The sequence below is a fragment of the uncultured Faecalicoccus sp. genome (assembly GCF_944325745.1).
Taxonomy (GTDB): domain Bacteria; phylum Bacillota_I; class Bacilli_A; order Erysipelotrichales; family Erysipelotrichaceae; genus Faecalicoccus.
Genome location: NZ_CALVBG010000059.1, coordinates 1 through 7,002 on the forward strand (window position 1 = coordinate 1; position 7,002 = coordinate 7,002).

The following is a 7,002-nucleotide window of genomic DNA, read 5'->3' on the forward strand; positions in this document are numbered from 1 at the left end:
TCTTCTCCGGCTTCACTATGTACCGCCGAGATGATCATGCCGCAAGAATCGATCCCCATCATTTTACGAGGAGGCAGATTCGTGATGGCCACCAAGGTCTTGCCGATCAGTTCTTCAGGTTCATAGTAATCGTGGATGCCGCTTAAGATGATGCGGTCTTCCCCGCTTCCGTCATCCAATACAAACTGTAACAGTTTCTTCGATTTTGGAACGGCCGTACAATCTTTGACTTTCACGGCTCTAAAATCGGATTTTGAGAAGGTCTCGAAGTCCACGAAGTCTTTGAACAACGGTTCGATCTCTACCTTGGAATAATCAATCGTCGGTTTCTTGTTGGTCAGAGCACTAACTTCTACCGGGATCAAAGGTGTGTATTCTTTTTCCACTTTAGCGCCTTTGGATTCTCCGGTCAGCTTCATATGCGGGAACAAGAGGACTTCACGGATTGTTCTTTGATCCGTCAGAAGCATCACGAAGCGGTCGATTCCCAGCCCGACTCCACCGGTCGGAGGCATGCCGTATTCCAAAGCTTCAACATAGTCAACATCCATCTCATTGGCTTCTTCATCCCCTAGATCACGAAGTTCCAACTGTTTTTCAAAGCGTTCTCTTTGATCGATCGGATCGTTCAATTCTGAGAAGGCATTGGCATATTCATGACCGCAGATAAAGAGTTCATAACGGTCGGTAAAGCGCGGATCCTCTTTACATTTTTTGGCCAGCGGGCTAATCTCGATTGGATATTCATAAACAAACGTTGGCTGTACAATGGTTTCTTCAACATATTTATCAAAGAACAGCTGAATGATATGACCTACCGAGTTATGGATCTTATCCACTTCGATATCGTGTTCCTTAGCCAAGGCAACGGCTTGTTCATAACTCATTTCTTGTTTAAAGTCGATACCCGTTTTTTCCTTGACGGCTTCGCACATCGTGATGCGCTTAAAGGGAGCTTTCAAGGAAATTTCCTGTCCCTGATAAGTAATTTCGGTCGTTCCCAAAACTTTGTTGGCGACAAAATCAAATAACCCTTCGATCAGATCCATCATGCCATGCAGATCGCTGTAAGCCACATACGCTTCGACGGTCGTAAATTCCGGATTGTGGGTTGCATCCATTCCTTCATTTCGAAACAAACGGCCGATCTCATACACACCTTCCAGGCCTCCAACGATCAAGCGCTTCAAAGGAAGCTCTGTAGCGATTCGCAAATAGAAAGGCATATTCAGTGTGTTGTGATGCGTGATGAATGGACGAGCTGCAGCCCCTCCTAAGATAGGCTGTAATACCGGCGTTTCCACTTCCACCAATCCTTGGCCATCCAAATATTCCTGCACGGCGCGAATGATTCTTGGCCGTGTCAAGGCAATATGTTTAGCTTCCGGATTCATGATCAGATCCACATAACGACGGCGGAAACGTTCTTCCACATCAGTCAGGCCATGGTACTTTTCCGGTAAAGGACGCAAAGCTTTTGATAAATGCGTATAGACTTTAGCGCGTACCGAGAGCTGGCCATGATCGGTCTTCATGACTGTTCCTTCGATTCCTACAATATCGCCGATATCATTTTTCTTGAAGATCTCATACTGTTCTTCGCCCACCTCATCTTTACGAACATAGATCTGGATCTGCCCATCCACATCTTGGATGTGCATAAAGCCGGCTTTCCCCTGACGGCGTTTGGTCATGATACGACCGGCGATCTTCACATGAACATCCAGCTCCTGCAGCTGTTCTTTGGTCATGTCTTCATATTGTGCCGTAATCTTTCCTGAGGTCGATGTTCGCTGATAAGCTTGCCCAAAGGGATCAATTCCCATTTCTGCCAGATCTTGCATTTTCTGGCGACGTACTTTTTCTTGTTCCGTTAATTTTTGTTGTGCCATAAATTCTCCTTTTTCAAAATAAAAAGCACTCATCCAAGGGACGAATGCTCGTGTTACCACCCTAATTCATCTTTCAAATCACTTTGAAAGACCTCTGCCGCTGTCCAATAACAGCGCTTCCTTTAATGCAGGAACTACATGCAGCTCCAAGGTTTTATTCCTTTAGGTCCTGTGCTTTTTTCCACCATCCAAAAGCTCTCTTGAACATTTTCCTAAAGTACTCGTCCTCTTCATAGCCTTTACGGGATGTATCGTACTAAAGCTCGAAAACTTTGTCAACGAAAAACTGTTAATCAGCTGCTTCTTTTAATTGTTCCAGCGTAATGGGACCCGGCCGCAGGATCGTTAATGTTTCCCGGGTACAGTCTACGATCGTGCTCGCCTGTAACGCCTTGCACTTTCCTAATACGATTCCATCAATATCGGGCAGCTGTTCCAATACATCTTCACTGCATAGAGCTGTCTTGGCCCCTGACTGGTTGGCGCTTGTCACCAACAAAGGTGCATTCAATTCCTGGATCACCTCCAGCAAGAAGTCTTCTTCCGGGATACGGATCGCAATCGTATCCAAGCCATTGGTATACGCTTTGGGCACCGTTTCCTTGACACGTAAAACCAGGGTCAAAGCCCCCGGCAAAAAGCGGGCAGCGATCTTTTCGATTCGTGAATCCACATAGGCCACTTGTTTCATCTGCTCCACATTGGCCACCATCATCGGAATGGGTTTGGTTTCCGGACGATGTTTGGCGTGTTTCAAACGTTCAAGATCCTTTAGGTCTCCATACAATACCCCAACCCCATACACCGTATCGGTCGGGACTGCCAAGATCTGATGATCTTGAAAGGCTTGTACTACTTCTTTGATTTGTTCTTTTTGATAAGTACGCATATTCCTATTATAGGTTTATGATAGAATAGATACAAGTGAAAGGATGATTCTCATGTTTGATCATACGATCTGTGCCATATCGACCGCCTTAAAAGAAGGAGCCATTTCGATTGTCCGTTTGAGTGGAGAAGATGCCATACCCATTGTCAATCAGATCTTCACCAAAGATTTGTCTCATGTTCCTTCGCATACGATCCACTATGGTCACATCCTTGATGATCATAAAGAGCCGGTAGACGAAGTTTTGGTTTCTGTCTTCCGGGCCCCTAAAACATATACCCGGGAAGATATCATAGAAATCAACTGTCATGGCGGGATCTTTATCACGCGCAAGATCTTGTCCATCGTCTTGAGCCATGGCGCCAAACTGGCAAAACCCGGCGAATTTACCCAGCGGGCTTTTTATCATGGCAGGATCGATCTTTCACAGGCGGAAGCCGTCGAAGACATGATCGAAGCGACCAACGATTCGGCAGCCAAAATGGCGATCAGAGGGATCCGCGGCAGCGTTCATCAATTATTACAGCCTTTGATCGAGGATCTTCTGGACATCATCGCTCAAATCGAAGTCAATATCGACTATCCGGAATATGAAGATATCGAACAACTTACGCAACAAGATCTCTTACCAAAGGTCAAAGAATGGCTTGACCGGATCGATGCGATCTTAAAAAAAGCCAATACTGGACAGCTTATCAAAAACGGGATCGATACAGTGATCATCGGCCGCCCCAACGTTGGAAAAAGTTCTCTTCTCAATGCCTTGCTTGAAGAAGATAAAGCCATCGTGACTGATATTGCGGGAACAACCCGTGATATTGTCGAAGGACAGATCCATATCGGCTCGGTCCAGCTCAACTTGATCGATACCGCCGGGATCCGGCATGCCAGCGACAAGATTGAACAGATCGGTATCGAAAAAAGTCAAGAAAAGCTCCAACAAGCCAAACTCGTGCTGCTGGTCTTGGATGGCAGTCATCCTCTGACAAAAGAAGATGAAGATCTGTTAGAAAAAACAAAAGATAAACTGCGCTTGATCATCTGGAACAAACAAGATCTAAGCGACACCTCACAAGAAGGAATCTGCATCTCTGCCAAAAATCATCAGATCCAGCCTTTGATTGATGCCTTGGAAACACTGTATCAAAATGACTTGTTAAAAGAAGAGCCTGTTCTGTCAAACGAACGCCAGATTGGTCTTCTTCAACAGGCAAGATCTGCCATGACCAGAGCGCAGCTTGCTTTGGAAGATCACACAGAACCAGATTTAGTAGAAATCGACATCCAGGAGGCTTATGAGGATCTCAAAGAGATCTTGGGGGAAGTCCATCGCGAAGATCTTCTGGATACATTGTTTTCTAAATTCTGTCTAGGAAAGTAGGGTATTTATGGAACACTTTTTAGAACAAGTGCATACGATACTGTGCAGCGCAGCCTATCTATCTTTGTATCTTTTGGAAGCTGTGGCATTGGCAATCATCGTTTTTAGTGCCTTCCGCAGTATATTGAATCTTTTTCAAAAGGACAAAAATACAAAAAAGCCTTTGTTGCGCGGGCTCAGTATTGCCTTGACGTTTAAATTGGCTGCAGAGATCATTCGTACGATCACCGTTCGTTCTTTAGATGAGATCATTCAGATCGGTGCTTTGATCTTAGTCAAAGCCGCCATTACTTTTTTGATCCATTGGGAATGGAAAAGCGCCAATGCGCTCACAGATGAAATCGAGGATATTGAATAATATGATCTATCTTAAAATTGGTTTAGGACTTGTCTGCCTGGCTTTGGGAGCAGACCTCGTCTTTTTGATTCATAGATGGATGCCGCAGATCAATCTAAAGATCTTGATTGGACTTGTGTTCTTATTTTTACTGCCGTGCATTACATTCAACACGCTCTTCCCGGCTTTTTATTTTCATTTTTTCTGCTTATTGTTGATCGTGCAGCTGGGTTATTTTTTGTTTCATAAGCCAGTGAATCTTTTTCTTTTCTTGATTCCGCTCTTACTGACAAGCGGTATTTTAGGGTACGGCATCTATAATCTTCATCATATCGAGCCAACGATCTACACCCTTTCGACCGATAAAGAAATGGAATCAACAAAGATCGTCTATATCGCCGATCTTCATTATCCCACCGGAATGACGCCTCTTTCTTTGACCAAACTGGTCGACCGTCTCCAGAAGGAAGAACCGGATTTCTATGCGTTGGGCGGCGATATCGTAGATGAATTCACTACAAAAAAAGAAATGGAAAGTGTCTTTTCCAAACTGGGAAAACTCAGTCAAGTGGCGCCTGTGTATTATGTCTACGGAAATCACGATAATCAACATTATTCATCGCAGCCTGTCTTCACCAAAGAAGAAATCAAAAAGGAGCTTGAACAAAATCAGATCCAAGTTCTTCAAGATACAGTGGTCCAAACAGACGCGATCACTTTGATCGGACGCGAGGATGCCGAAGAAAAAGACCGGAAAAGCTTAGAAGAGCTCGCCGGTTCAACAGAGGATACCTATAAGATTGTCTTAGATCATCAGCCTATCGAATTAGACAACTGCATCCAAAACGATATCGATTTGCAGATCTCGGGCCATACCCATCGCGGGCAGATCTTCCCTTTGGGATTTTTATCCAGCCTGTTCCATGTCAACGAACATGACTACGGCATCCAACAAGAACAAGGATTCACCCAGATCACTAGTTCCGGAGTCAACGGATGGGGATTCCCTTTGCGTACCGAAGGGAAAAGCGAATATGTCGTGATCCACATCACGAACGATTAAACTGTTTCATCACTTCGGCTACAAAATATAAAGATCCGCAAACTAAAGACGGCTCATGCGTTTCTTGAAGCCGTTTTTTTAATGCGTCCATGGAAAGGATCGGCAAGCCCAAGTTTTTTAAAGGGTAAAGCCGGTCGCTTTCAAAATCCACTAAAGTGATCGGTGCTTTTAATGTCTTCAGCAGCTCAATCATAAGAGGGGCATCTTTTTCCTTCAAAACGGAAAAATAGATTTGCCCTCTCCATGTCTTTAAGGAAGAAACCAAAGCTTGGATTCCGTGTACATTATGGGCACCGTCCACTAGAACCAAAGGCCGTTTTCTTAAAGGCATGCACCGGCCGGAAAAATGAAAATCATCGATGGTTTCCTGTAATAGAGGATAATGTAAGCGGAAATTCAGATGATACAACGTATCGCAAGCTAAAATGAAGTTTTTCAACTGATAATAGGGCTTGTCAAATACCAGGACCCCATCCAGATAATATACAAAATATTTTTTCCCTTTCTGAACTACTTCAGGCATATAGGAATAATAGAGCAGTGCTCGTTTCTCTCGGGCTCTTTGATCGATCACTTTCTGGCATTCGGGCTGTTCCACCCCGCAAACCGCTAAAACTCCGGTTTTAAAGATCCCACTTTTTTCATAAGCAATCTGTTCTAACGTGTCCCCTAAGATCTCCGTATGTTCTAGCCCGATATTGGTCAGTACTGTTGCTTTATAATCTAAGGCCGTGGAGGCATCCAATCTTCCGCCTAACCCCACTTCGATGATCGCAATATCCACTTGGTTCTCTAAAAAATAGGCAAGAGCCAAAAACAGATCCATCTCAAACATCGTAAAGCCTTTTTCCAGAAACAATGGACGATACTGATCGTATAATCGTTCCAGGTCAGAATCAGAGATCATTTTCTTTTGGATCCGGATCCTTTCATTATGGACAACCAAGTGAGGAGATGTAAACAAGCCTACTGTTAATCCGCTTTTTTCCAACAACAAGGAAAGCCATGTACTCGTACTGCCCTTCCCGTTGGTGCCGGCCACTTGGATCTTGGGTAATTTTCGATGATCCGGAATTTTCTGATCCAAGATCTTTCGAAAGCTGTCCAGATCCATATTTCGACTTTTTTTTGACTCCATTTCTTGGATTTTTTCTTGTAGGTTCATGATTCGTATTATAATAGAATTCAAGAAAAACTTCCATGGAGGCAGGTAATGAAATTTAATAACGATTGGCAAGAACTCTTTGATACTGAGATTCAGAAGGATTATCTCAACAAGATCAACTATTTTCTTGCGCGCGAATACAAGACAAAAAAGGTCTATCCCCCCAAAGAAAAAATATTCAATGCGTTTTTAACTACTTCTTTGCACGATACAAAAGTGGTGATCTTAGGACAAGACCCGTATCATCAGCCTGGGCAGGCACAAGGTTTCGCATT

General features: G+C 44.0%; 6 protein-coding genes, 1 pseudogene and 1 other annotated feature. Of the genes and pseudogenes, 4 read left to right on the plus strand and 3 right to left on the minus strand.

Annotation, left to right across the window (positions count from 1 at the left end; translation table 11 throughout):
• Positions 1 to 1,892: lysine--tRNA ligase (lysS, locus tag Q0J48_RS05955; protein WP_296242487.1), on the minus strand; the 1,892-nt coding region annotated here is incomplete at its 3' end.
• Between the two features lie 33 nt (positions 1,893 to 1,925).
• Positions 1,926 to 2,135: a binding site (T-box leader), on the minus strand.
• A gap of 46 nt (positions 2,136 to 2,181) precedes the next feature.
• Positions 2,182 to 2,781, minus strand: coding sequence for an L-threonylcarbamoyladenylate synthase (locus Q0J48_RS05960; protein WP_296242488.1), 600 nt, complete (start codon positions 2,779 to 2,781; stop codon positions 2,182 to 2,184).
• A 52-nt stretch (positions 2,782 to 2,833) separates the two neighbouring features.
• Between Q0J48_RS05960 and mnmE the strand changes: the two genes are divergently transcribed.
• From mnmE to Q0J48_RS05975, 3 genes are read left to right on the plus strand one after another with little or no spacing between them, the layout of a single operon-like run.
• A complete protein-coding gene (mnmE, locus tag Q0J48_RS05965) occupies positions 2,834 to 4,162 on the plus strand; it encodes a tRNA uridine-5-carboxymethylaminomethyl(34) synthesis GTPase MnmE (protein ID WP_296242489.1) in 1,329 nt (442 codons plus the stop codon).
• Positions 4,163 to 4,169: 7 nt separating this feature from the next.
• A complete protein-coding gene (locus Q0J48_RS05970; RefSeq protein ID WP_296242491.1) occupies positions 4,170 to 4,520 on the plus strand; it encodes a DUF1622 domain-containing protein in 351 nt (116 codons plus the stop codon).
• Position 4,521: 1 nt separating this feature from the next.
• The gene (locus Q0J48_RS05975) at positions 4,522 to 5,562 is read left to right on the plus strand and encodes a metallophosphoesterase (RefSeq protein ID WP_296242492.1); all 1,041 of its coding nucleotides are present in this window, start codon (positions 4,522 to 4,524) and stop codon (positions 5,560 to 5,562) included.
• Here Q0J48_RS05975 and Q0J48_RS05980 read toward each other — a convergent pair.
• Positions 5,549 to 6,727 carry a Mur ligase family protein gene (locus Q0J48_RS05980; protein WP_296242493.1) on the minus strand — a complete coding sequence of 393 codons (1,179 nt, stop codon included), beginning with the start codon at positions 6,725 to 6,727 and terminating at the stop codon, positions 5,549 to 5,551. The genes Q0J48_RS05975 and Q0J48_RS05980 overlap by 14 nt on opposite strands.
• 48 nt (positions 6,728 to 6,775) lie before the next feature.
• On the opposite strand from Q0J48_RS05980, the pseudogene Q0J48_RS05985 reads away from it, so the two are divergent.
• Positions 6,776 to 7,002: pseudogene (locus tag Q0J48_RS05985) on the plus strand (uracil-DNA glycosylase); the annotation flags it as partial.